Consider the following 22,100-nt stretch of genomic DNA (forward strand, 5'->3'; position numbering starts at 1 on the left):
ACTGCATGCATACTATAGGCAAATTATTTTGTGATTATCATATTATTTCTCTCTGTCTCTATGTCTCTCTGTGATCAGTCTAAATGGGATAGAGCTCTTTTCTATAACTTTGATTATTTCGTCGGCGACGATAACTGGGTGAGGTGCTCTATTCATTGCATTAAAGTAAAATGTTAAGAATCTATTTATCGTATCTTTGTAAAATGATGAAGATGACGAAGAAATGTCATTTAACTCCACATTGATTGATGATTTATCCATTGGATTTCCGCTCATGCCCATCTCATACTTATTTGCGGGTATAACTAAATCTTTTACAAACTCTGTTCTTATCACTCCGGGTTCAATTAGTATTGCCTTGATCCCAAGGGGTTCCAATTCGTATGACAAGGATTCAGTTATTCTTTCAACTGCGAATTTTGTACCTGAATAAACAGATTGAGAAGGTATTCCCGCCAATCCCGACATAGAACTAACGTTGATTATTATACCACTTTTTTGTTGCCTCATGGTTGGAAGAACATTTCGAATTACTCTCATAACATCAAAAACATTAGTCTCAAATTGTTTTTTTAAAATCTAAAATTGTAAAGTCTTCCAAGGCTCCAAAGAGTCCATATCCTGCGTTATTAACTAGGATATCAATTCGACCATACTCATTGACCATTTTCTGAATCGCATTGCTAACCGAATTATCATTGTGCACGTTCATTTCAAATACTTTTATTGGCAGGTTTTCTTCTCGAGCGATCGTTTCTAAATGTACAGACTTTTGAGTGTCTCTCATGGTAACACATGTCTTGATACCTTTGCGCGCAAGGGCTAATGATGTCTCAAATCCAATACCAGTGGAACTTCCTGTTACAACTGCTACCGCTTTTTCGATCTTTTGACATAACACAATCAGGTTATAAACATGAGTTAATAATTTTACTACTTTATAGTCTCCAATCCCTGATGTAATCGCATTGTTGTTTATAAAAAAGTTGTACCATTTCATGATACATTAAAGATCTTGATTAATGTATCTTAAAGTGTGTGCATGTGTCGTGCCCTAGTTATTTTTTTTGCAAGCATATAAAATATTGAAAATGATTAATACAATATGCACAATTAAGTTTCCCAAATTTTTGGTCGATATTTTGAGTAAACAGGGACATAAGATTAATCATAACCATTTCACAAAAATTCTTTTCTTGGTAATTTTAATTGAGTAAAATTGTGAAAAAGCCTACTAACAAATTTAGATTGCTCAATTGACTGATGAGGAATTAATCTACTATGGAAGGTTTTAGTTCTTCTATTTTTCTTGTAATTAGCACAGAATCGTACCAGTGTAGTTCTTTATATCCCACAGTATTAAATTCCTTATTCTTTAACAAAAATGCATGGATTTACTTGGGGATCTCCATTTTCCAACAAGTTTGCCACCACTATTGGATTAATAACTTCTAATGGACCTTATCATGACAATATAATGGCGTGTGAGTGGACTCATCATCTATCTTATTTTCCGGGACTAGTAGCAGTTTCATTGGGTCCTACCAAAGCAACGGTAAAAAATATACAAACTTCTTAGGAGTTTGGAGTAAATTTGTGCTCTACAAGTCAGTCAATTTTATCCAGTGTATCAGGTGGATATAGCGGAAGAAAGTATGATAAAATTTCTGCTCTAAAGGAGTTAGGAGTTAAATTTTATAAAGCAAAGACAATTGATGCATTAATGGTGAAAGAAGCCTCGCTAAATGTAGAGTGCAAACTGTTTAATGAAATAACGTTCGGTGATCATATAATGTTAATTGGTGAGGTACTGGATGCAACTAGCAATCCAGAAAAACAATCACTAATTTATCACAATGGGAGATACTGGCCATTAAAGGACGTGGTTAAACCTACTCAGGGGGAACGTGAAAGGATACAAAACACTTTGGAAAAACATAGGAAGAACAATCCCCAAAATATAGATGATTAAGATATGACCGAATTTGATATTGCCCACTTATCCTCTTCCAGTAGATATTCTATTCTCACCTCCTTGGTAGTGCCTCGACCTATTGCATTCGTGACTACTATAAATGAGAATAATGTAGTTAATGCGGCACCGTTTTCATACTTTAATTTAATGGGAAATGATCCCCCAATAGTAGCTCTTGGGATTGGAAAAGATGAATCTCGTAAATATGGTTTAAAAGATACTGGGTATAACATTCAAAAAACAAGAGAATTTGTAATAAATATAGTAAATGAGGATATAATAGAAAAGGTAAATCTTACATCAATCGACTTTCCTCCGGAAATGGATGAATCCGAGATCGCCGGGTTTACCAAGTTATCATCTGTAAGAGTCAGGCCACCCAGAATCAAAGAATCTGTTTCTAATTTTGAGTGTCGTCATTTAAGTACACTCGAGATAGGAAATGATCGAGTGGTAATAGGAGAAATAATTTATTTGCATATTGACGAGAAATATGTGACCTCACGAGAAAATGACCACTATGTTCTTACTGAGCTGATCAGGCCTGTGGGAAGGATGCACGGTAGAGATTTTTACACCCGTTCTACTGCAAGCCTTTTTAGATTTGCAAGACAGAGTTACAACGAATGGAAAAATAAACTAGATGAACAAAATTAATAAATGAAAATTTCTTAGTTTCTAATTCTTAAATAAAGTCTAATCTAGACTATATACTAGGAGAAGAATATGGCTGGAGAGAATTGGTACAAACTAGGACCTGTTGATGATTATAAGAAAACACCTCTTAAAGAAATCAAGATAAATAACAAACTAACAATCGCTCTCTCATTCCACAATGGACACTTCGGAGCTATTTCTAATACATGCAATCACGTAGGAGGTCCCCTGGGAAAGGGCAGGTTAGATGACGATGGTGATTACGTCGTATGTCCATGGCATAATTGGAAATTCCATAGAATTACTGGCTTTGGAGAACCTGGCTTTGAGGACGATCGAGTCCCTCAATATCGCCTTAAAATTGAGAATAATGAATTGTTTATAAATCTAAACCCAGTTACGACTAGGAACAAAAAACTACATTCACCTCATCCACTTTCCAGAAATAATACACGAAAGGAAGGGCCAATACGAGTTGTTGGAATTTCGACCACAGTTATGGATAAGGATAATCCCAGATATTCTACTTCTGAGAAATTACTTAGAATCGCCTTAGATCATGCAAAAAATGATTTAAAATGTGACACTTTGCTAATTCGATTAAATGAACTTCATTTTAGAAGCTGTGAGGGTTACTATTCTAAAAGTGCTAAAGCATGTACGTGGCCCTGCTCTATAACTCAAATGGATTCAAGTGATCAGCTGGATAGAGTGTATGAAGCGTTAGTACATTGGGCAGATGTTATCATGATCTCTACTCCCATAAGATGGGGAGCGGCCAGCTCCTTGTACTACAAAATGGCAGAGAGACTTAACTGTATTCAAAATCAAATAACGATTCAGAATAAAATACTAATTAAGAATAAGGTAGCGTCTTTTATCATAACTGGTGGACAGGATAACGTTCAAGACGTTGCTGGGCACATGTTAGGTTTCTTTGCAGAACTTGGATTCTTGTTTCCACCTTTTCCTTTCATTGCACACTCTAGGGGTTGGTCAGCTGAAGATATGGAAAACAATATGATTGACGTGGAAAATAGCAGCGACTTAAAAGACGGTGCCAAGGATTTGGTCCGAAGATGTGTAGAAATGGCTGAAATTCTAGTAGTAACTGATATTTTCAAACGAAGAGTAGTGCTTTCAGGAAGGAAGGCGAGAAAAATAGAAATGAGAGAAAAAAAATAATTTGAACCCTTTAGTGGAATTAATATGTTGCACTTGCATTATCACCAAATAATTCTATTTACAAGGTTGTGGGCCTTCCACATGGATAAAATGTAAAGGCCTAGTAGTAGAGGTATAGATTTTGAATTGATATCTGAAATAGGATTTTCTATTTGTACAATTCAGATATTGAATATATGTACCTCGATATGCTCGTAACTTTTTTTATGTAAATATAGCATTAATTTCAGATAAACCTGGTGAGCTAGTTACGGTGGACTTGTGTGTTCTGCTCTCTGTTACTTTCGCGTTAGGACTCGAGTGTCTTTATTAAAAATCAACATAAGTATGAATAATATGGAATAAAAATAGGTCTTACTGTTGACCTATTGCATTATTTCCTTCATTTTCTTGGTTTTGGAAGTTAAAGTTGTTACCAGAACCTATCGAGTCACCACCAGATACTACTTGGCTGTTTTGTTCTGAAGATTGAGATTGAACAATTGCTTGTGATGCACTATTGCCGTCGCCATCATCATCTGAATCTTGAGCCAAAGCATTATTTCCTTCATTTTCTTGGTTTTGGAAGTTAAAGTTGTTACCAGAACCTATCGAGTCACCACCAGATACTACTTGGCTGTTCTGTATAGAACGCTGAACTTGAGCTATTATTTGTGATGCACGATTTCCATCATCATCATCATGATCGTTACCACCAGCAAAAACTGTATTGAAATTGTAGCCCGACCCTAATGGAGACAAGGTCATTGCGATAGTTAAAACCGTGATTATGGATATGATAGATATTTGTTTCTTATTCATACGGATCAATTTGGTAATTATTACCGAATAATAAACAATATAACTTGTATCAAAAATCCTTATGGTAAAATATTAGGTAATAAGATACTATAACAATCTGTCAATATTTATGATCGTAACATAACGTTAATTTTGTTTCCTGTTGATAGTACGGAAAGAAGATAATTGAATCAACATAGACTTGCAGAACTATTCCAATCTCTTTGTAATCTTGTCTCCTCTCTGTGTCATTTGTTTGGATGTTCAAACTACACATAGTTGGTCAGTGTAAGCTGATTCTTGTCAACATTTTTGAATTTGAGATTCTTGTTGTAGCTAATTCCCTTTAAACTAGGAAAATCAAATGTCATTCCATTTTCCCGAATTTTTTTTTCGAGATTTTGCATAAAATCAATTTCATAATTTCTGTCTATTCTCAAGTTATAATCATGTCGGATTGGGTCTGTGAAGTTATACAGTTTATTGTAGTTTGTAACAAATAGATCTGAATCTACATTTAACAACTTGAACACGATTTTCATTCTTTTCCAAATATCAAATCTAATTCTTAAAAAAGCTCCAAATACATTTTTAACACCTGCAGCCCGGCAATTAGTGATAATTGTGTTGATATTTTCAAAAGAGTCAGTAATTAACGGAACTATTGGATCGATATTTACAGCACATCGTACTCCTCTATTAGCAAAGTTTCTTATAATTTTAAACATGATGGATGCAGGAGGAGTTCCGGGCTCCAAGCAACGTCTAATGTTTTCATTGCAGGTTGTGATGGACCACACTATAAAACAATTATCTTTATACCGTTCATGAAGTTCCAAATCCCTATATATTAATGATGATTTTGTAAACACATAGTAAGGAATATTGTACTTCTGTAGTATGTTGACGCATTTCCTGGTCAACTCAAACTTTAATTCTGCCGGTTGGTAAGAATCGGTTGCTGACGATATCATGACAGGTTCGATAGTTCCTGATCTCCACTTCCTTATTTCATTTTCCAGCAATTCTGGTGCGTTACTCTTGGCATATATTTTATCATAAAACTCAGGAGACCATTCATAAGTAGCATAACAGTATCCACATCGATGCTGACACCCTTGATAGACATTCAGAGTATGACCTCTATACTTTCCAAACGTAAAGGGATGGAGAATACTCTTGCTTGTCTTGTTATCGAATGTTGGCACGCTGTTTTTGTTATACCACATCTCCATAGTTTTATATGACTTGCATAATAGTTAAATCAATCTGAATACTCTGATAAGACTTGATTATAGTAATGCTGGTCTCAAAAGCATTTCTGTATTAAGATTTCAGTAAAAAGTCTACATGTTAGATGATTTTGATCAAAAATTAGGACAACTAAACTGGCTAAATTCATCATCGGGTGATCACCGGGGTGTGTGTGATGAATTTTAGTTGACATGTTTTTTAGCCATATTAATATATATTCTATGTGTACTTGTAATTTGTCCATGACCTATCCAGATGACCTGATGAGATCTATTTCGAACACTATTAATCATATTACACCCAGTATTGATGATGTTCCTACAAAAGATAGCCAACAAATTACTAATCAGCGAATCGATGAGACTAACGAGTATTTAGCTGAAATATCAAAAAAATTAGATATTATCATTGACATCCTAAGAGAGATAAAAAAAGACTGATGCAAATTTAGTTAATTAATTTATTCACTCAGATTTATGATATAGTCTAAAACGCTAGTAGCCGAGGATATTTATTTTCTCTTTTATAATTGTTATATTCCTTATTAAATTAGTTTATAACAATATTTTATTATGGTGGGTCCTGGCAGTTCTAAGAAAGCCATTTATGCTGCTTTATTTGGTAATTTAGGAATTGCGATATCAAAACTAATAGCCGCATTATTTACGGGAAGTGCTTCTATGTGGGCTGAAACCTATCTCTCTTTTTCAGATACCTTCAATCAAGTTTTGCTTCTGGTTGGTATAAGAACAAGTAAAAAACATGTTACGGAAAGACACCCTTTTGGTTACGGGGAAGAACAGTTCTTTTGGTCTTTCATCGTTGCTACTCTTATATTTGGTATTTCGGGCATTTTGTCTTTGGAGCAAGGATTAGGTTCGATTTTGGGGAGCGAATCTCATAGATTCGAAAATGTGTCGATAAGTTATCTAATCTCGGCAATATCTTTGTATTCGAAGCTAATGCATTACGAATTGCTCTTGGATTATTTGAGGATGCAATAGAAGACAAGGGTGAAAAATTTGGCATTATTGCCATAATCAAGGAATTTAAAGAAAACAAAGATACCGTAATTTTGACTGTTATAGTAGAAGACTCTGCTGCACTTTTGGGAATTGTTATAGCGGCTGCTGCGTTATTTATTTCAGAAATTACTGGAAATCTTGTATATGATGCTATTGGTTCACTTTTGATTGGATTGATGCTAATGGCTTTTGCATTCTTTCTTGCCAGAGAAAATAAAGATTTACTCATAGGCGAATCCATGTCAAAAAGAGACAATCAGAAAATCTATCAAATCGTATCCCAAATACCTGAAGTGGCCAAGATAGTTTCAATTAGTTCTATGCAACTTGCACCCGAAGATGTACTAATATCTCTAGAAGTAAGCTTGGTCGATAATTTAGATACAGATACTATAGAATCAGTAATTGATAATATTGAAAATAAGGTTAAACAAGTTATACCTTATGCCGCATCTTCTAAGATTTACGTAGAACTTGAGCGAACTAAACAATCATGATTTTAAAAAAGAACACAAAGATAGTGATGAATTGGTATTCACAATTAGTTTGAATGATGATCCGAATAAGAATAGGAAGTTTGAAACGACATATCTTTGGGTATTAAGCCGTTTTGATCCTTTAGGCAATAAAAACCGCATATATACTATAATTATACCCCACTTTGGAATAGATTCAGAATTTAAAAATAAGGGGTGGTATCTAGCAATTTATGATAATATCAAAAATATATATACGTTACCCATGTTAAGAATATATAATATGACTAATAATAATGTAGAAGTAACAATTAATCCAATTTTTATCGGGATTATGAAGAATTTTAATTACTCAACAGCCGTGATGATTAGAGTAAATGATGAAATTCTTGATAAGCCGCCTGATTATTTGGTTGACTCGTCTTCCAATGATAATGCCTTTTGGGAAAAATGGTTTCTTTAGAAGTCAAATAAAATCTCCGTTGAATGATTCTGTTTCGATCAATAGATTTTTGCAATCGCCTGTAATCAAATCAAACCAGCTCACTTTTTCAATCATATATTATCAATGCATCAAGACGATACGAGATCAAAATACAGGTCCACGTAGTTCTGTAGCAAGTTCATCTTGTTGGATTACCATATGAAATACTCATCATTTTGAATCAATAAATTAAACTCTTTTTATAGTTAGGTTTCGAAAGTTAAGTGTCTACTATGAATAAAAAAGATGAGAAAGGAACAAACATTTGGTCTGAATGGTTAGATTTTAACCTCTCTAATATAACGGCTGCAGTTGTTGCCGACAAGCCGGGAGTTTTTAAGGTTCATGCTAATATGAAAATACTATATATCGGAAGTGGTACCAACTTGCAACAATCCTTGAAAGACTCATTGTCGGATCCTTGCATAAGTAAAGCCAGACGTTTTAGCTTTTTAGTTACAGATAATGCAGAACAAATAAAGGATCAGATAGTAAGGGAGTACCTTGATAGCCATGGAGGAAAATTACCATCATGCATGGAAAATAATTAATTAGTAAATCCTTTTTCATTTCGCTTATTCTTGATATTGTTTTATTCAACATCTACAACCCCTATTAACACTGTCGTGTACTCTTTCATAATAGTACAAGACATGACCAGCAATGTTCCAGATCAGTGATAGATGATGTGTAACAAAAAAATGATATTCCAGTGTTTAAAACATCATGAATTTCTGCAATGCTGTGTCTTGTCCAAAAAGAATATCATAAATTAATTTGATAATTATAGTACTGAAATGTTGAAATATCAAACAATTAAAAATATCATGTTTTATACAAATGTGATTGAAAACAATTAATTTCAGATCAAGCGTGTTAACAAATTTAAATCAATATATGCTTTCAACGTAATTATGGATCCATATACCACGTTTCAATTAAATCATAGAAGTCAAACACAAAAGAAATTAAAGATGGATCATTGGGATCCAGATCTCTCAGGTGTACATTCCAAAAAAAATCTCGAAAATGAATTGGTTGGAATTTCGGAAAGCCTTTCTATCTCACAATACAAGTTTTATGCTGAAAACAAAAAATCATTGTTGGTAGTATTACAAGGGATCGATGGTTCCGGAAAAGATGGTACTGTCAGTCACGTAATGAAAGCACTAAATCCACAAAATTGTTATATAAAATCCTTCAAGATTCCAAATGATGAAGCATTGTCTCATGATTATATTTGGCGAATTCATAAGGCAGTTCCTGCGAAAGGACAGATCTGCATTTTCAATCGCTCACATTATGAAGATATAACAGAACCCGTAGTAATGGGTGCCATTTCTTGAAATTTACTAAAACAAAGACACAGACAAATAAATGAATTCGAAAGATATTTATCAGAAAATAATATTTTTATCCTTAAATTATTTCTGTATATTAGTAAACAGGAACAGAAGAAGAGATTATTAACTAGAATACAGGATCCTAATAAACATTGGAAAATTTCGGAGTGACATAATAGGTCACAAGAACTATCAAAAATACATAGATGTTTATGGAGGCATATTCAATCACACAAACAAGAAGTGGGCTCCTTGGTTTATTATTCCAGCAAATGTCAAATATTTTCGTAACTGGGCTGTTTCAAAAATTTTGTTTAGGACTTTAGAGTCTATGAAGCATGAATACCCGAAAATAACCCTTGATCCACATAAATTCAATTTGAGCTAATGATTAAATCCAAAATTGAATTTGCAAACCGCCTGATTGTTTATGGTCCAAAGTGAATCTGAATTTAATAAGTGAACAATTTGGACTGGAACTGACAATCATAATACAAGGTCTGCTGCAAGAATTACTATATCCTCAAGGTTTTAGCATTAATCTTGATGTAAATTTTGATGAATTTTCTAAACAAAATACTGACTGATCTCTAAGAAGTTACTACCTAAAATATTTGAAATAAATTACTCAATGCATTCATGTCAAGGAAAATGCTGGATATACTTATTATCATCACTTTAAGAATTTGAGTATGGTCAAGGTTTCAGTTTATATCGGAACAAGTTTAGACGGATTTATTGCAAGAGAGAACGGTGATATAGGTTGGTTGGATGAAGCGAATAAGAATGTGACACCAGGAGAGGATTTCGGGTTTAATAATTTCATCGAGTCAGTCGACCTGATAGTTATGGGAAGAAAAACTTTCGAACAGGTTAAAGTTTTTGACAACTGGCCCTACATGGACAAAAGGTTAATTGTATTGACCACAAAAAACCTTCAAATCCCCGAAAAGCTGGAGAGATTTACAACTACTTCTAGTACATTTGTTCCTGAAAAATTGATCAGCGAATTATCGGACCAACATGTTGATCATATATATATAGATGGAGGCTTGGTGATACAAGAATTTTTATCAGCAGGATTAGTTGATGAAATCACTGTTACTATAGTACCAATTATCATTGGAAGAGGAAAATCTTTCAGCAAATTAGTATCAAAAGATTTACATCTGAATCATCTAAAAACAACAGTTTATGAATTTGGTTTTATACAAAACAAATACAGGATCACTAAACTAATAAAGGGTTAAGAATTTTTGAAATCACGTACTGTATAACTATTATACTTGTACTGTAAAAGGATTTCTACCATTTAAACAGGTATGATTTATCAAGGTCTCCAAAATACCTGTTGTTATAGGTAAACATCCATTGATGATTTAATTGTATAATATAGGGTGTTTATAACCGAATTACTTTTGGTAGTTGCTCTCCCTTTGGGATAAAATGTAAGGACAGTGAATTCACACATTCCCGAGTGTTTTTTTCTGTCAAATGTTCACCCAGGAATTCATGTCCTAGGTGTGCGCCACAATTTTTACATTCTATTTCTGTTCTTATTCCATCGGGATCAGGCACATGCCTCAGTGCATTTTGAAAGCTTTCATCAAAGCTTGGCCATCCGCATCCAGCGTCAAACTTGCTTTTGGATGAAAAGAGCGGACTATTACACCTTCGACAGATAAACGTTCCCTCTTCATAAAAATTGTCATACTTACCAATAAAAGGAGCTTCCGTTGATTTATTTATAATTATTTTTTCCTCCTCTGGTGTTAATCTATTATAACTCATATATTGTAAATATCTCGGTATTGGATTTAAAGACTATTGTGTTGTATTATTCAATGATGTAATAATGCGTAATCAACTATCTTGAGCGGATGACAAAAATAATTATCTCCTATAAATAATAGACCGTGGAGACAATACTGGATTATGATAAGTGTATTTTATCAATCTAACTTGTCATATAGTTTAAAATAAAAGTACGCAGTAGAAAAATCATGGGTTTAGAATCAATTAGTATTTCGGACGTAATTACTAAAGATGTTAAAGTAATTGATCAAGAACAAAATATTTTTGATACTTCAAAGGTTATGGTAGACAACAATATCGGTTCTGTTGTAGTTATTGATAACAATGACAGCAAGAATCCGGTAGGCATTGTTACTGAGAGAGACATTGTTAGAATAGTTAGCACATTCTCATTATCAGACTTGCAAGTTCCAATCAGAAAACTTATGAGTTATCCCTTAATTACACTCTCAAAAAATGCATCCGTTTTAGATGCCATGAAATTGATGCATGAGCGAAAGATAAAGAGAGTAATTATTTTGGAAGACAATAAACTTGCAGGTATCGTTTCTGACCATGATATATTTAATCTACTAATGAATAGCAAGGAATTGATTACTACTGTTATAGCAAGTGATTTTCCAATCCCTCAAAAAGATGTATACGAAGATTTTTCACGTTTTTGGTTTAGTAATTCCTATTATAAATAAATAGGGCAGTTCTTGTATACTTTGCTATCGATACACTATACCTTCTATTTGTTTTTGTCAGGATAATTTCACGATATCAAGTAAATTTCCTGTTGTTGAATTCATTTAATACTGCATCGTTCTCAACATCCCAAAAAGATAGACAGAGAAAAATTATGGTTCAATCTAGCAAGCATCGGTTTTAACATGATTTAAAGAATTTTCTTGGCTGGCTCATATTAAGAGTGTTAAAAACCGTGGTGTAAAAAATGAGATCAGTGTTATTCTGGGCTTATTCGTACAAGTGATCTACCCATATGGTGACCGTTAAATAAACTGACAAAAGCCTTTGGTGCTCTATCTAGTCCCCCAAAAATACTTTCCTTTAGCTTTATCTTATCATCGCTAATCCATTTTGACATCTTGTAATTAAATTCGTCTAATACATCGAGATGATCACTCCGGATAAAACCCTGGAGTCTTAATCTGTGTGAAACTGCCCATGAAAGGTTGGAAGGTCCGGGATGAATTGATCTTTCGATTTGACTGTCGGGTTTATCAGATTAGGTAGTGAAATGAGTATCGTCATTATATTGGGAGGTTGTTCCACATAATACTATCTTTCTAAAAATATTCATATTGTCAATTGCTGCTTCTAGATGTTCTCCCACCCAACGTTATAAAAATAAATATCGATCCCACTTGGGCAGACTCTTTTCAATTCAGAAGAAATATTGCCAATTCCTTTTTTTTATAATTTATGATGTGATCTATTCCAATTTCCTCTGCAAGATATCTTGCTTTCTCGTCGCTTCCACAGTTACCTATAACGCGACAGCCCTTTACCTTTGCTATTGGCATACAATAGATCCTACCCCTCCAGCCGCAGAAGATACAAAAACGGTTTCTTGACTTCCTCTGAGGTCTCGCCTATCTTAAACAGCCCAACATAAGCCGTAATACCTGTAATTCCAAGAATTCCTAGAAAATTTTGTGATGGAGCAGTTGAGGAATCGATTTTTGAAATAGCATTTTTTTCACTATTGATATCGTTGGATAGCCAATATTCTCTCCATCCAAAGTTTGCCTTCACATGATCTCCAACTTTGAAATTTGAACTTTTGGATTCTATTATTTGTCCTATGCACTCCCCCCATCAATTACTTTGTCCAGCTCTAAAGGTGATAATGCTTTACTTTTCCATTCACCATGTAAATTCTCAAAAAAGGGTCAACAGACATCCAGATATTTCTAACTAGAAACTCCCCTTCTTTTTTCACTTCTGGAATCTCTACCTCGACAATCTCAAAATCTTCTATATCTGCGTATCCAGATGGTCGATTCTTTAAATGGATTTCTTTACTCATCTTCTTTTCATTTGTCCATTTAAGAATCTCCTAATTCTTCCATGATCAAAAGAATTGCTCTATACAAATAGCACTCTATTCGTATAAAACCACTCCTATGAATGACTTAAGCATCACCACATACGAAAAGCTCTGTTCTAATTTGTCGATCTTATATAAGGAGGATGTGGTAAAGAGTTACTGAATTTCATTCAAAACAAGATTTTATAGCATTAATTTTTAGTAATAGTCTGAAAGCATCCTGTTTAAAGTATTGTGAAATGCTTGTCTTTCCTGGTCAGTCCTTTCACGATCAATTGACGTTTGCTTTTTTGTTTCTAGATTGGTTATGGCTTTATCAACTTCAGCTAATCCAATTAGTGCTTTATTTAATCGATTAGATAAGAAAAATATCGTAGAAAAAATATAGCTGATTTTGTCATTATCAAAGTCCAATTTTGTAGATGAAGGAAAAATATCATCCAGTCTTTTTCTCAAATCAGTGCCACATTGTTGTATGCATTTTGAATCGCCATTACAGTCTTGTAACTGTTGAGCCCAAGATACTAAACATTCTATTATCTCGGTCGAATATTTGCTCATAAATACACTGGGTACTTATAGTTTTTATACAGTGATTGATTTGAATGTCATCATTCGATCCTTTAAAATTGAAATGTTAATTTTGAGATAGATAGACTAGAAGTTATTGCCGATGAAAAGAAATCATCAAAGTAGATACAATTACCAAAGCGATTCACTGATTAGGATATTATTTTTGAAATTTTGATTGATCGAATAATCTATAATTATTCCATTTACTACTTTGTTGAATCTGCATCAAATCTTTTCATAAATTTATTTAGTGCCTCATCCTCTGAAACAGCAAATCTTAAAGCTTTGCCATCATAACTTTCCACTTTATATTGAGGAATACTGAAAATCTCTTTGTTTCCTATGCCTCGCTGAGTCAGGATTAGACCATTAGAAACTTCTTGAACCTCTCCAAGATCAAAATCGTTGCTACCTTTTGCTTCCTTCTTTATCACGTCATTCCAATCTATATTTGAACTCATGATAGATTTAGTATAACATTACTTAAATAGAATTGACAAAATAGTATCATAAATGGTAAAAAATAAGTTATTCTAATATATCAATTCTTTTGTAGAATGATATTTTTTACCCGTCTTGATTCTTTAGGTTTTTACGTGATTTGCTACTCTGAAAGAAATTTTCTTGTTGTTGTTGACCAAGGTTGCCTTATGGATGCTCTTTATGTAATAATACAATGTATACTTATATTTGAGCATAGGTTTCAAACTGAATCAATAGACAAGATCCATTGAATTTCTATCGGGGTCTATCGGATCTATTAAGATCTGATATGGTCTGGAATTTGATAGGCAAACAAATTATGATGGTGAAAAAATCTTAATTGACCAAGACCTTTGATCCAAAGATTGTATATTCTAGAGAGCTTAAGGATCAGTGTTATATAAACAGATATTATCTTGTGTTCCAGAGCTATATATGATTCCAATGGCTGTAATCTTAAATATATACACATTACAATAAACCATAGCTACGTTATCCTGTTATTCTGATTAAATAATATATGTAAATCTATCAGGATTATAAAAGATATTGTTTAAGCAAATACGTTATGGACAATAAATTACTTTCTATAATTTCTTTCGCTTCAATATTTATGATTCTAGTAACTACGTATGGGTGGATATCGACCGTCATTGCTCAAGGAGACTTGTCTACAAGTAATTCGTCATTGGGGACAAAAACACAATCAATAGGCAATAGTTCGTTAATTATTACACCTTGGAATACCGGAAATGATAGAAATAATGGTAATGCGTCTAGTATTGGTTAATTCCCTTGGTTTTCTGATATGATACTTTTTTTAAGTAATGTCTTGTAAATAAGCACTATATCTAAAAAAGTCTAGATTATTTAAACTATTATTGTTATGTTCCATTAAATGGATTGTACTGATGATATAAAAAATAGGTTTCGAGAATTTGAGAACGCTATGGAAGTTTGTCTACCCAAAGTGGATAAGAATTTGATAGTTGAGTTGCTTGGCGATCTAAAAGAAGACGATTACCCCGGTTATAATCTTCAAATAAAATTGAGAGAGGGATTTGATGAAGAGAATTTCAGAGAATCCATCTTACATGATTTGGGTGTTCTACCTGGTTTTCATAAAGATGAAAAGTATGGTGGTCATGCAGCAGTAGAACATAGAGTTAACTTCAAGACACTCTCTTACTTGAGCAATATGGATGATGTTGAATTCATACATGGCTCTAGAGCAGGAGGTGGACGAGCCTCCATAGGACCACGATTAGAAAGAGACGAAAATGATAAAATCTATGGCCCACCAGGAAGCAAAGCCTAACATGGATTTGGTATTCTAAGAAAATTACAAGTTCGTTCTAACGGGGATTATGCAAGTCTTTTTCATAATTTGTGCTGGTTAAAAGACAAGATAAATCATGGATATTCTAATAACATTCATAGGCCTTTTAGCCACTGCGTTTACAGTTGCAAGTACTCTTCCACAGATTAGAAAGGCAATAAAAACAAAAGATACCAACGATGTTTCTATACGTTTTCTTCTTGTATTGATAGGGGGTTTATTTCTATGGGTTATTTATGGAATAGGACGATCAGACGTTGTCATAATAATTGGTAACTCTATAGGAGTATCACTAAATATCTGTATGTTAGTCTTGAAGGTAAAATATTCAAAAGAGCCTTTGGAGGAAGAATAATACGGAATCATAATTTTAGTTCTTCTTTGAACTTCTTTCCTAGTATCTGCTACCTAAAAACAGATGAGCAAAAGCACGGCAGTTGATTGGTATTTGAGATAACACGACCATATCTTATTCCTAATTTTGGTATTTCACTAGAAATACTTGTTTCATCGTAACGGTAGATAAATGTGCTTTCCTATTCCTTGGGATTTTATTTGCTATCAAAAATACTTCAGAATTTATTCATAAACTATCGCCTTTTTTTAATGAAAATAAAAGGAAGTCAAGAATTAGATTTAAGAAAATTTTTATCAATTGTTAGTCAATAAATTGGGAAAACTACTTACTGGCTACTCTTTTTTAACTATCATATACACAAATTAAAAATGTATATGTATTTGATATACTTTGGATTGCCTTTAGGACGGTTGTTAAAGTATCAAGGGTAACTGATGATTAAATGAACAAGACTGATAAATTTTTGATCCGGAGAAAAAAGCAAAAGGATGGGGAAAATAACGACTAATACACAGGTATCTAAAAAATTTCAGGCCAAGCCCAAGTATGAATTAGAATATAAACAAGTAAATGATTTGATTTCTATACAAATAGATCCTCCCCATCATAATCAAACCCCACTGGAACAACATCTGGTTGATACATGCAATATCTGAAGTTGAATTAGAAGAGACAGTCGCCATCCTCACAAGTTTCTGGGATTTAATATACTCTTTTTCTTTTTCAGTGAACAAAGATAATCATAACTTACTAGTCGACATCACATGTAAAATTAGCACGGGAATATATTACTGAATATTCACTTTGGCTTTTTCTTTAGGGATGGAACGGCTGAATCACATTCAAGATCACCTTATCTGACCGGTTATTCAAATACATGGAGAAATAATTTTCATTTTTGATGGGATCAAATGGTTCTCTTGAAAAGATCACTAATTGCAGATGATTGTATGTTAAATCGCACTTCAACTTGGTTTTTTGTCCTCAGTCTTTAAGGCTTGATTTTTAAGGACGTGCATCTAATTGGCAGGTAAAGATATATTTTTTCATTGTTTGTTACCCTTTTATAGTTTATTGAACGAAAAACTTTACAAATGATTAATAAAAAAATAATGGTTATTGGTATCTTTTTCGCTATAGGCGCAATGTTGCTTTCCTCCGGGAATGTATTGAACCTCTCGCACGCACAATCAAACACTCTTAGCCAATCAAATTCTAATGACCAAACCAACGACAGTGATGAAGGCCAAGCGAATACTGGCGGTGGCGACAATAACTCAGACAGACAAGATTATGATGATTTTCAGAATTGTCTTGAAGATGAAGCAGGAATAGAGGGATTTGCTACAGAACAACAGATAAGAGATTGTTTTGCTCCAATTTATATCGGTGGTAACGATAACAGCAATGACGATAACAATGATAACAGCAATGACGATAACAATGATAACTAACTGAAATAACTATACTTGAGGACCACAGTTAAACAGCCACAATTTTTTTGAAATCAATTGCTAAAATTCAGGTCATCAGCATTCAAAGTCAAGTTTTCTTGTAGGGTATGAACATTGGCCCCACTAATCCATATCTTTTCTGCGATACCTTTATTTCCAATACCGATTTCTACATATGTTTGTCTGAATATCTAAGAAATTCCATTAATATGCTCAAAAATTCCAAACTACTAACATATCAGAATATTTAATATTTCTAAATACTTATTATAATATACATCATTTAGGCTATGATGTTTGCATCCAGGTAAGTGGAAACACACTTTCTGGATGTAAATTACTGCCTTTTATATTATGGATATCCTAATCAATTAGTTTGGGATTCGTATTTCCAACATGGTCTATACATACCTCTTACTTTTGATTGATTGATATTATCTAAAAGTACCTTCTAAACATGCTTTATTTATTCAAGTGCTCGTAGATTTGAAATATGTCTGTTCACTTGATTAACAAATTTATGGTTCAAAAGAACCGAATTGGTAATTGCTAATTACGATGCTAACTTTCTACAAATTTCTGAGTTTGTTCTTCGTGAACTTGCAGATTGGCCTCGTCCACTTTTATGGAATTGGTTGGACATACTGTAACACAAGCCATACACCATATACAAGCACTTTCTCGAATTGGATCGGGTTTGTCGGTATAATCTTTTCTACCTTCTCGGTTATGGTCATCTCCTATACCCTCACTTACTGCATTTACCATTTCGATAGCCGGAACATCTTGTTCGGACCTATACCATTGATATACTTGAACTGGACATGCTTCGATACATGCTCCATCGGAAATACAAGAATCCCAGTCTACTGCGACAAATGTCCCGTGAATACCCAGAGGAACATACTCCTCTCCTCTAGCTTTGTACGCATCCTGTACATCCTTATTAGTTGAGGATTCTGCATCCTTTCTTCCTGGTCCCCACACGAAGTGCGAATAATCCCCATTAGAAGTTGAATGTTTGCCAATCACAACATGGTTTTTTGGAAAATCTGGATCTATAGTCATGTTTTAACCTTTACATGAAACTATATAAGATTCAGATATTTACTCAAAAGTTGGATAATGTTTTCTTAGCAAACTGAGTGAGGCTATTTAGTTTACTCAAGGGTAACAATTGATTTCTTAAGTTACTTTAATAACTAATGAAGTATATCTTAACCCAAAAAGCTATGTCTTAACAATAGTTTAGTATTGGATCCCGATCTACTTTGTCAATTTTTATCTTTATATTCTTTTTATGTCCTCGATTCTAATTTAGTCTAATGCTTTTGGCTATTCTTTCTAATTTTCGATCTATGTGGCCATAAAATTTGGTCTTGCACCATTTCATGTGTTTTTAACATGTTATCAGCTGTAAAATACAAGAATTTAGATCCTAGTTATAATACTAAAAAGATATTGTACCTTAACTTTGGAAAGATAGTAGTTTCAGTTTTATTATCCATGCTACAATAGAGTCCACAATACTAGTTGTTTGAAGTACAACCATAATATGTTGTCAAAATTCAGAGGAAATGACGATTGTCACTTTAAAAATAATATTGTTGTTTCATAGAATTCTAAATAGTGAGAGATGATAAATCACTTATTAGCATAGTAATATATTGATATGATCATATATATAAAATTCCGTCCATTCGGTTTATCCTCATGGTTAAATACTTTGTTTTATTAAAATCTTTACTAGGGCCACGGCTAGCAAAAGCAGACAACTGTACTACCCATCGGCATGTCCATTTCAAGTCAGAACAACAAACTCCTTGGGTTCATATGTGTAAACTTATCAAGGAGTTTGTTGCACGTGGCAGTCCTAATAATTAGTTTTGAATCTGGATTAAGTTACATTGTACAGATCTTGTATTACTCTCGTATAGCTCAAGAGTAGAAGGTTTGGTATGAATAAATAATCTTTCATAATCTTGAGGATCTCATTGGCAAGATTACTGATCTAGATCGAGTCTTACTAACATGTACAAATTCTTACTGGACCAGCTATCGGCTGACGGCCTTCTCATTATTATCCAATCTTTTGTCCTCCGTTTGTTTGTCTGTTTTGATTTCTATCTATGATTATTTATCAATGTGAAGATTTTTAGAAATTCCTGCATTTAGTAATAGTATCAAGGTAATGCTCGGTTTCACGAGAATACTTGTTTTAACAACACTCAAATAGAGATACATCTCAAACATTGATTTTTGGCGTAATAATATATAGAAATACCAACCAGAATTGTCCTGACATTTTGACAACTGTGTGCTATGTATTTAAGCAATATTATCCACACACTAGCCATGAAAAATGAATTCATATTCCTAATCTTCGCTGCATTACTAGTACCGGCTGTCAGCGTTGGATCGGCAATTGCTCAGAATCAAAATCAGAGCCAAAACCAATCATCAACGCCTTTACCCAACAATCAGAGTATGGCGACCATATCTGATAGTCCTCAAACTATTATAGCTAATCAAACAACAGTACCAGCCGTCCAGACTACAGTAACTGTTAATCAGTCATCCGAACCGATTCAGAACCAATCTCATCTCCAACCCTTAGAGGAACAGAAAATAACTCCAGAAACTGGAAATTTGTCTAATATAGAAAATAAGACTATGGTACAAGCAACAGGGCCCGCCGTTACAACCATTGCAAATAAAACTACTGTTCCCTTTAACCAAACAACCATAGGAACGGATAACACTACTGGCTGACGGATTTCTTTATTTTTTTGTCAATCACTTTATCAACACTAAGATTTGATTTAATTTTTTTCTTGTACTGCCATGTCTTCTTACAATTACTATTACCATAACTAATGCTAATTCTATCAATGCACCAATCTAGTGATATGCCAAGACCCTAAAAGATGACATATACGGCATGCTATTAATTTATAAAATCTCAGGGATATTTTTTTATCACATGGATACTAACTTTTAAACAAAAATTTTCGCATGATAAATAAGGATGATAATAGCGTCTATTTGAAACCAAAAGAGAATACTACTATAAAAACTATGATGTTTAAATAATCATACTGTGTTATACGTTGGCAAAGAATTGTTTTCGCTTTCAATGCAGCGGGTACTTGTTATCGGCCTTGGCCAACTTGGTCTTCCAGTTGCAAAATATGTTAAAGAGCATGGGTTTGATACGTTTGGTTATGATATCAATCAAAAAGCCATGCAGTCAGCTGAAGCCAGCTACGGAATTAAACAAGCTACAAACTTTGGTGACTTTGACGTACTAATAATATGTGTATCAACACATCGACCAGATGATATGTTTTCACCACAAGTAGATAGTCTAATGTCTGTGGTAGAAAAGATATCAAGAGAGGCAAAGAGTGGTGCACTAATATCCATTGAAAGTACAATACCAAAAGGTACTTCAAAGAGAGTCTTTGAGAAACTAGATCACAGGCTCCATGTGGTACATGCACCTCACAGATGGTATGCATTAGAAGAAGAAATTCACGGTGTTAATCAACTACGTATTGTTGGTGGTGTAAGCAATTGTTGTCTGCAACATGGACTGAACTTTTATGATGGTGTAACAAACAGAAAAGTAGTCGAATCTACTAATAATAATACTTCTACTAACGCTAACTCGATGAATGAAAACGACGACGTTACTATTATACCTAATTCTTCCGTTAGTACAGATCGTCATCCGTCAAAAGCAATTACATCAAATAAGGTAATGGATTTAGTAGGTAAGACAGACTATCGAATTAGTACAGACCCAGTTAACGATGATAGAGATCACTATGCAGGTAATAGTACTAGTAACATCAATCTAAAGCAAAGCCTGGGTATACCAATGCATCCAGTCTCTTCAGTCGAGGTAGCCGAACTAACAAAGATTGTTGAAAATGCACACAGATATCTTCAGATAGCATTTGCAGAAGAACTATACCTCTACAGTAAAGCAAATGGCATTAGTTTCTCAGAACTACGAGAATCACTTAATACCAAATGGAATGTCGAAATACTGGAACCAAGAGATGGAATAGGAGGTCACTGTCTACCCAAAGATACAAAGATGTTTATCAATTCATCTAATACGATAAAAAGCAAGATTCTACAAGCAGCCATGGAAATAGATGAAGATTATAGAGATTTTAAAATTCGACTGGATGAGGAAAAACTTCTTACTTCCATTTAAGACTATTATTAGCAATATCCTTGTTTTCTAAAACTAGGTCATTAATTAGACTTCATTCTTCTTTCAATTTAAATCGTGTTATCATTACCATAACAAAACGCAAGAAAACAAGTTAGACTTGTAAGATCTACTATTAGACTTTATGAAAATATAGTGATTTGAAAAGTATCGAATTATATGGTCAATCAAAAAATGATATTGTTATAAGACTTTATATATTAGTAACATTGTGTGAATAGCTCCGTGAATACCACTCTAATTGAACTTTTTTCCATCTCTAAGCAAAACAAGGAGAGATTGTGTCCATGCCTTTAGATATTGTGTAAGATTTGCTATTTACTTGGAGCTCCGTTATCTAAGTTCTTGCAAAATCCGATTGTCTATTTTCTTTTTTACAGATTCTTTCAAAACTTGCAAAGCGAATCCAACAGAGGCCCCTCCCATCACTAAACTACCTATTCCGACAGAAAGTTCGGGGATAACAATTCCTATGCCTACGAACATTACTGTGACAGATATCAAACCTATCGTTGTAATTAATTTTTTATTCATATGTCTAACACTGATGATTTAATATATAAACTAGTGCTAAAAATAAATACATAGTGCTAACTT

Annotated in this window: 29 protein-coding genes and 3 pseudogenes; 18 read left to right on the plus strand and 14 right to left on the minus strand. The window is 33.6% G+C overall.

Annotation, left to right across the window (positions count from 1 at the left end; all coding sequences use genetic code 11):
• Nucleotides 1-42: 42 nt before the first annotated feature.
• Together ACMT7R_RS09200 and ACMT7R_RS09205 are read right to left on the minus strand one after the other, a co-directional pair.
• Nucleotides 43-579 (minus strand): SDR family NAD(P)-dependent oxidoreductase, encoded by a 537-nt coding sequence (locus ACMT7R_RS09200; protein ID WP_415311678.1) that lies wholly within the window; start codon nucleotides 577-579, stop codon nucleotides 43-45.
• Entirely contained in the window at nucleotides 560-1,000 is a 441-nt protein-coding gene (locus ACMT7R_RS09205) for an SDR family NAD(P)-dependent oxidoreductase (RefSeq protein ID WP_415311380.1), read from the minus strand. The genes ACMT7R_RS09200 and ACMT7R_RS09205 overlap by 20 nt, the downstream gene beginning before the upstream one ends.
• Nucleotides 1,001-1,384: 384 nt before the next feature.
• Here ACMT7R_RS09205 and ACMT7R_RS09210 point away from each other — a divergent pair.
• The 3 genes and pseudogenes from ACMT7R_RS09210 to ACMT7R_RS09220 all read left to right on the plus strand — a co-directional run bounded on the left by ACMT7R_RS09210 (nucleotide 1,385) and on the right by ACMT7R_RS09220 (nucleotide 3,817).
• Nucleotides 1,385-1,972, plus strand: a pseudogene (locus ACMT7R_RS09210) (flavin reductase family protein).
• 3 nt (nucleotides 1,973-1,975) lie between these two features.
• Nucleotides 1,976-2,632, plus strand: a complete 657-nt coding sequence (locus ACMT7R_RS09215) for a flavin reductase family protein (RefSeq protein WP_415311382.1) — start codon at nucleotides 1,976-1,978, stop codon at nucleotides 2,630-2,632.
• Between the two features lie 69 nt (nucleotides 2,633-2,701).
• Nucleotides 2,702-3,817, plus strand: coding sequence for a Rieske 2Fe-2S domain-containing protein (locus ACMT7R_RS09220; protein WP_415311383.1), 1,116 nt, complete (start codon nucleotides 2,702-2,704; stop codon nucleotides 3,815-3,817).
• A gap of 354 nt (nucleotides 3,818-4,171) precedes the next feature.
• Here the strand turns inward: ACMT7R_RS09220 and ACMT7R_RS09225 are convergent, their stop codons facing one another.
• Nucleotides 4,172-4,618: a hypothetical protein gene (locus tag ACMT7R_RS09225; protein WP_415311384.1), complete on the minus strand. Its 447-nt coding sequence runs from the start codon at nucleotides 4,616-4,618 to the stop codon at nucleotides 4,172-4,174.
• Between the two features lie 248 nt (nucleotides 4,619-4,866).
• Entirely contained in the window at nucleotides 4,867-5,826 is a 960-nt protein-coding gene (locus ACMT7R_RS09230) for an SPL family radical SAM protein (RefSeq protein ID WP_415311385.1), read from the minus strand.
• A 261-nt stretch (nucleotides 5,827-6,087) separates the two neighbouring features.
• On the opposite strand from ACMT7R_RS09230, the gene ACMT7R_RS09235 reads away from it, so the two are divergent.
• The 8 genes and pseudogenes from ACMT7R_RS09235 to ACMT7R_RS09270 all read left to right on the plus strand — a co-directional run bounded on the left by ACMT7R_RS09235 (nucleotide 6,088) and on the right by ACMT7R_RS09270 (nucleotide 10,429).
• Nucleotides 6,088-6,291, plus strand: coding sequence for a hypothetical protein (locus ACMT7R_RS09235; RefSeq protein WP_415311387.1), 204 nt, complete (start codon nucleotides 6,088-6,090; stop codon nucleotides 6,289-6,291).
• Nucleotides 6,292-6,423: 132 nt separating this feature from the next.
• The gene (locus ACMT7R_RS09240; protein WP_415311388.1) at nucleotides 6,424-6,855 is read left to right on the plus strand and encodes a cation diffusion facilitator family transporter; all 432 of its coding nucleotides are present in this window, start codon (nucleotides 6,424-6,426) and stop codon (nucleotides 6,853-6,855) included.
• Nucleotides 6,856-6,926: 71 nt separating this feature from the next.
• Nucleotides 6,927-7,373 (plus strand): cation diffusion facilitator family transporter, encoded by a 447-nt coding sequence (locus ACMT7R_RS09245; RefSeq protein ID WP_415311389.1) that lies wholly within the window; start codon nucleotides 6,927-6,929, stop codon nucleotides 7,371-7,373.
• The gene (locus ACMT7R_RS09250; RefSeq protein WP_415311391.1) at nucleotides 7,351-7,815 is read left to right on the plus strand and encodes a hypothetical protein; all 465 of its coding nucleotides are present in this window, start codon (nucleotides 7,351-7,353) and stop codon (nucleotides 7,813-7,815) included. Before ACMT7R_RS09245 ends, ACMT7R_RS09250 begins: the two co-directional genes overlap by 23 nt.
• A 254-nt stretch (nucleotides 7,816-8,069) precedes the next feature.
• Nucleotides 8,070-8,387, plus strand: coding sequence for a hypothetical protein (locus tag ACMT7R_RS09255; RefSeq protein ID WP_415311392.1), 318 nt, complete (start codon nucleotides 8,070-8,072; stop codon nucleotides 8,385-8,387).
• 423 nt (nucleotides 8,388-8,810) lie between these two features.
• Nucleotides 8,811-9,350: pseudogene (locus ACMT7R_RS09260) on the plus strand (hypothetical protein).
• A 4-nt stretch (nucleotides 9,351-9,354) separates the two neighbouring features.
• The gene (locus ACMT7R_RS09265; protein ID WP_415311680.1) at nucleotides 9,355-9,567 is read left to right on the plus strand and encodes a hypothetical protein; all 213 of its coding nucleotides are present in this window, start codon (nucleotides 9,355-9,357) and stop codon (nucleotides 9,565-9,567) included.
• Nucleotides 9,568-9,871: 304 nt separating this feature from the next.
• On the plus strand, nucleotides 9,872-10,429 hold the full coding sequence (locus tag ACMT7R_RS09270) for a dihydrofolate reductase family protein (protein ID WP_415311394.1): 558 nt from the start codon (nucleotides 9,872-9,874) through the stop codon (nucleotides 10,427-10,429).
• A 151-nt stretch (nucleotides 10,430-10,580) separates the two neighbouring features.
• Here ACMT7R_RS09270 and ACMT7R_RS09275 read toward each other — a convergent pair whose 3' ends face one another.
• The gene (locus tag ACMT7R_RS09275; RefSeq protein ID WP_415311396.1) at nucleotides 10,581-10,970 is read right to left on the minus strand and encodes a methionine-R-sulfoxide reductase; all 390 of its coding nucleotides are present in this window, start codon (nucleotides 10,968-10,970) and stop codon (nucleotides 10,581-10,583) included.
• Between the two features lie 212 nt (nucleotides 10,971-11,182).
• Here ACMT7R_RS09275 and ACMT7R_RS09280 point away from each other — a divergent pair, with 212 nt between their 5' ends.
• Nucleotides 11,183-11,683 carry a cyclic nucleotide-binding/CBS domain-containing protein gene (locus ACMT7R_RS09280; protein ID WP_415311397.1) on the plus strand — a complete coding sequence of 167 codons (501 nt, stop codon included), beginning with the start codon at nucleotides 11,183-11,185 and terminating at the stop codon, nucleotides 11,681-11,683.
• Nucleotides 11,684-11,943: 260 nt separating this feature from the next.
• On the opposite strand, the gene ACMT7R_RS09285 is transcribed toward ACMT7R_RS09280, so the two are convergent.
• The 7 genes and pseudogenes from ACMT7R_RS09285 to ACMT7R_RS09315 all read right to left on the minus strand — a co-directional run bounded on the left by ACMT7R_RS09285 (nucleotide 11,944) and on the right by ACMT7R_RS09315 (nucleotide 14,084).
• Nucleotides 11,944-12,084 carry a hypothetical protein gene (locus ACMT7R_RS09285; RefSeq protein WP_415311399.1) on the minus strand — a complete coding sequence of 47 codons (141 nt, stop codon included), beginning with the start codon at nucleotides 12,082-12,084 and terminating at the stop codon, nucleotides 11,944-11,946.
• 295 nt (nucleotides 12,085-12,379) lie between these two features.
• Complete coding sequence (locus tag ACMT7R_RS09290; protein WP_415311400.1) at nucleotides 12,380-12,523, minus strand: hypothetical protein; 144 nt, start codon at nucleotides 12,521-12,523, stop codon at nucleotides 12,380-12,382.
• Nucleotides 12,524-12,533: 10 nt separating this feature from the next.
• A complete protein-coding gene (locus ACMT7R_RS09295; protein WP_415311402.1) occupies nucleotides 12,534-12,755 on the minus strand; it encodes a hypothetical protein in 222 nt (73 codons plus the stop codon).
• A gap of 3 nt (nucleotides 12,756-12,758) precedes the next feature.
• A pseudogene (locus ACMT7R_RS09300) lies at nucleotides 12,759-12,806 on the minus strand (hypothetical protein); the annotation flags it as partial.
• A gap of 31 nt (nucleotides 12,807-12,837) precedes the next feature.
• Nucleotides 12,838-13,029 (minus strand): hypothetical protein, encoded by a 192-nt coding sequence (locus ACMT7R_RS09305; protein WP_415311403.1) that lies wholly within the window; start codon nucleotides 13,027-13,029, stop codon nucleotides 12,838-12,840.
• Between the two features lie 219 nt (nucleotides 13,030-13,248).
• A complete protein-coding gene (locus ACMT7R_RS09310) occupies nucleotides 13,249-13,611 on the minus strand; it encodes a hypothetical protein (protein WP_415311404.1) in 363 nt (120 codons plus the stop codon).
• Nucleotides 13,612-13,829: 218 nt separating this feature from the next.
• A complete protein-coding gene (locus tag ACMT7R_RS09315; protein WP_415311405.1) occupies nucleotides 13,830-14,084 on the minus strand; it encodes a hypothetical protein in 255 nt (84 codons plus the stop codon).
• Between the two features lie 590 nt (nucleotides 14,085-14,674).
• Between ACMT7R_RS09315 and ACMT7R_RS09320 the strand changes: the two genes are divergently transcribed.
• The 4 genes from ACMT7R_RS09320 to ACMT7R_RS09335 all read left to right on the plus strand — a co-directional run bounded on the left by ACMT7R_RS09320 (nucleotide 14,675) and on the right by ACMT7R_RS09335 (nucleotide 17,257).
• A complete protein-coding gene (locus tag ACMT7R_RS09320) occupies nucleotides 14,675-14,896 on the plus strand; it encodes a hypothetical protein (protein WP_415311406.1) in 222 nt (73 codons plus the stop codon).
• 108 nt (nucleotides 14,897-15,004) lie between these two features.
• Entirely contained in the window at nucleotides 15,005-15,424 is a 420-nt protein-coding gene (locus ACMT7R_RS09325; protein WP_415311407.1) for a hypothetical protein, read from the plus strand.
• A 97-nt stretch (nucleotides 15,425-15,521) separates the two neighbouring features.
• Complete coding sequence (locus ACMT7R_RS09330) at nucleotides 15,522-15,800, plus strand: SemiSWEET family sugar transporter (RefSeq protein ID WP_415311408.1); 279 nt, start codon at nucleotides 15,522-15,524, stop codon at nucleotides 15,798-15,800.
• 1,097 nt (nucleotides 15,801-16,897) lie between these two features.
• On the plus strand, nucleotides 16,898-17,257 hold the full coding sequence (locus tag ACMT7R_RS09335; protein ID WP_415311409.1) for a hypothetical protein: 360 nt from the start codon (nucleotides 16,898-16,900) through the stop codon (nucleotides 17,255-17,257).
• Nucleotides 17,258-17,818: 561 nt separating this feature from the next.
• Here the strand turns inward: ACMT7R_RS09335 and ACMT7R_RS09340 are convergent.
• The gene (locus ACMT7R_RS09340; RefSeq protein ID WP_415311410.1) at nucleotides 17,819-18,325 is read right to left on the minus strand and encodes a ferredoxin family protein; all 507 of its coding nucleotides are present in this window, start codon (nucleotides 18,323-18,325) and stop codon (nucleotides 17,819-17,821) included.
• A 1,287-nt stretch (nucleotides 18,326-19,612) separates the two neighbouring features.
• Here ACMT7R_RS09340 and ACMT7R_RS09345 point away from each other — a divergent pair.
• A complete protein-coding gene (locus ACMT7R_RS09345) occupies nucleotides 19,613-20,029 on the plus strand; it encodes a hypothetical protein (RefSeq protein ID WP_415311411.1) in 417 nt (138 codons plus the stop codon).
• Between the two features lie 328 nt (nucleotides 20,030-20,357).
• Nucleotides 20,358-21,485 (plus strand): NAD(P)-binding domain-containing protein, encoded by a 1,128-nt coding sequence (locus ACMT7R_RS09350; RefSeq protein WP_415311412.1) that lies wholly within the window; start codon nucleotides 20,358-20,360, stop codon nucleotides 21,483-21,485.
• Between the two features lie 351 nt (nucleotides 21,486-21,836).
• Here the strand turns inward: ACMT7R_RS09350 and ACMT7R_RS09355 are convergent, their stop codons facing one another.
• The gene (locus tag ACMT7R_RS09355; protein WP_415311413.1) at nucleotides 21,837-22,037 is read right to left on the minus strand and encodes a hypothetical protein; all 201 of its coding nucleotides are present in this window, start codon (nucleotides 22,035-22,037) and stop codon (nucleotides 21,837-21,839) included.
• Nucleotides 22,038-22,100: the final 63 nt, after the last annotated feature.

Origin of the sequence: Candidatus Nitrosocosmicus sp. FF01, from assembly GCF_047711275.1 — an archaeon.
GTDB lineage: Archaea > Thermoproteota > Nitrososphaeria > Nitrososphaerales > Nitrososphaeraceae > Nitrosocosmicus.

Coding starts and splice junctions, on each gene's coding strand:
- ACMT7R_RS09330 (WP_415311408.1), top strand. CDS start 15,522: ATGGATATTCTAATAACATTCATAGGCCTTTTAGCCACTGCGTTTACA.
- ACMT7R_RS09220 (WP_415311383.1), top strand. CDS start 2,702: ATGGCTGGAGAGAATTGGTACAAACTAGGACCTGTTGATGATTATAAG.
- ACMT7R_RS09275 (WP_415311396.1), bottom strand. CDS start 10,970: ATGAGTTATAATAGATTAACACCAGAGGAGGAAAAAATAATTATAAAT.
- ACMT7R_RS09255 (WP_415311392.1), top strand. CDS start 8,070: ATGAATAAAAAAGATGAGAAAGGAACAAACATTTGGTCTGAATGGTTA.
- ACMT7R_RS09290 (WP_415311400.1), bottom strand. CDS start 12,523: ATGCCAATAGCAAAGGTAAAGGGCTGTCGCGTTATAGGTAACTGTGGA.
- ACMT7R_RS09270 (WP_415311394.1), top strand. CDS start 9,872: ATGGTCAAGGTTTCAGTTTATATCGGAACAAGTTTAGACGGATTTATT.
- ACMT7R_RS09215 (WP_415311382.1), top strand. CDS start 1,976: ATGACCGAATTTGATATTGCCCACTTATCCTCTTCCAGTAGATATTCT.
- ACMT7R_RS09240 (WP_415311388.1), top strand. CDS start 6,424: ATGGTGGGTCCTGGCAGTTCTAAGAAAGCCATTTATGCTGCTTTATTT.
- ACMT7R_RS09230 (WP_415311385.1), bottom strand. CDS start 5,826: ATGTGGTATAACAAAAACAGCGTGCCAACATTCGATAACAAGACAAGC.
- ACMT7R_RS09310 (WP_415311404.1), bottom strand. CDS start 13,611: ATGAGCAAATATTCGACCGAGATAATAGAATGTTTAGTATCTTGGGCT.
- ACMT7R_RS09345 (WP_415311411.1), top strand. CDS start 19,613: ATGAAAAATGAATTCATATTCCTAATCTTCGCTGCATTACTAGTACCG.
- ACMT7R_RS09355 (WP_415311413.1), bottom strand. CDS start 22,037: ATGAATAAAAAATTAATTACAACGATAGGTTTGATATCTGTCACAGTA.
- ACMT7R_RS09325 (WP_415311407.1), top strand. CDS start 15,005: ATGGATTGTACTGATGATATAAAAAATAGGTTTCGAGAATTTGAGAAC.
- ACMT7R_RS09315 (WP_415311405.1), bottom strand. CDS start 14,084: ATGAGTTCAAATATAGATTGGAATGACGTGATAAAGAAGGAAGCAAAA.
- ACMT7R_RS09280 (WP_415311397.1), top strand. CDS start 11,183: ATGGGTTTAGAATCAATTAGTATTTCGGACGTAATTACTAAAGATGTT.
- ACMT7R_RS09205 (WP_415311380.1), bottom strand. CDS start 1,000: ATGAAATGGTACAACTTTTTTATAAACAACAATGCGATTACATCAGGG.
- ACMT7R_RS09225 (WP_415311384.1), bottom strand. CDS start 4,618: ATGAATAAGAAACAAATATCTATCATATCCATAATCACGGTTTTAACT.
- ACMT7R_RS09340 (WP_415311410.1), bottom strand. CDS start 18,325: ATGACTATAGATCCAGATTTTCCAAAAAACCATGTTGTGATTGGCAAA.
- ACMT7R_RS09305 (WP_415311403.1), bottom strand. CDS start 13,029: ATGAGTAAAGAAATCCATTTAAAGAATCGACCATCTGGATACGCAGAT.
- ACMT7R_RS09285 (WP_415311399.1), bottom strand. CDS start 12,084: ATGTCAAAATGGATTAGCGATGATAAGATAAAGCTAAAGGAAAGTATT.
- ACMT7R_RS09320 (WP_415311406.1), top strand. CDS start 14,675: ATGGACAATAAATTACTTTCTATAATTTCTTTCGCTTCAATATTTATG.
- ACMT7R_RS09335 (WP_415311409.1), top strand. CDS start 16,898: ATGATTAATAAAAAAATAATGGTTATTGGTATCTTTTTCGCTATAGGC.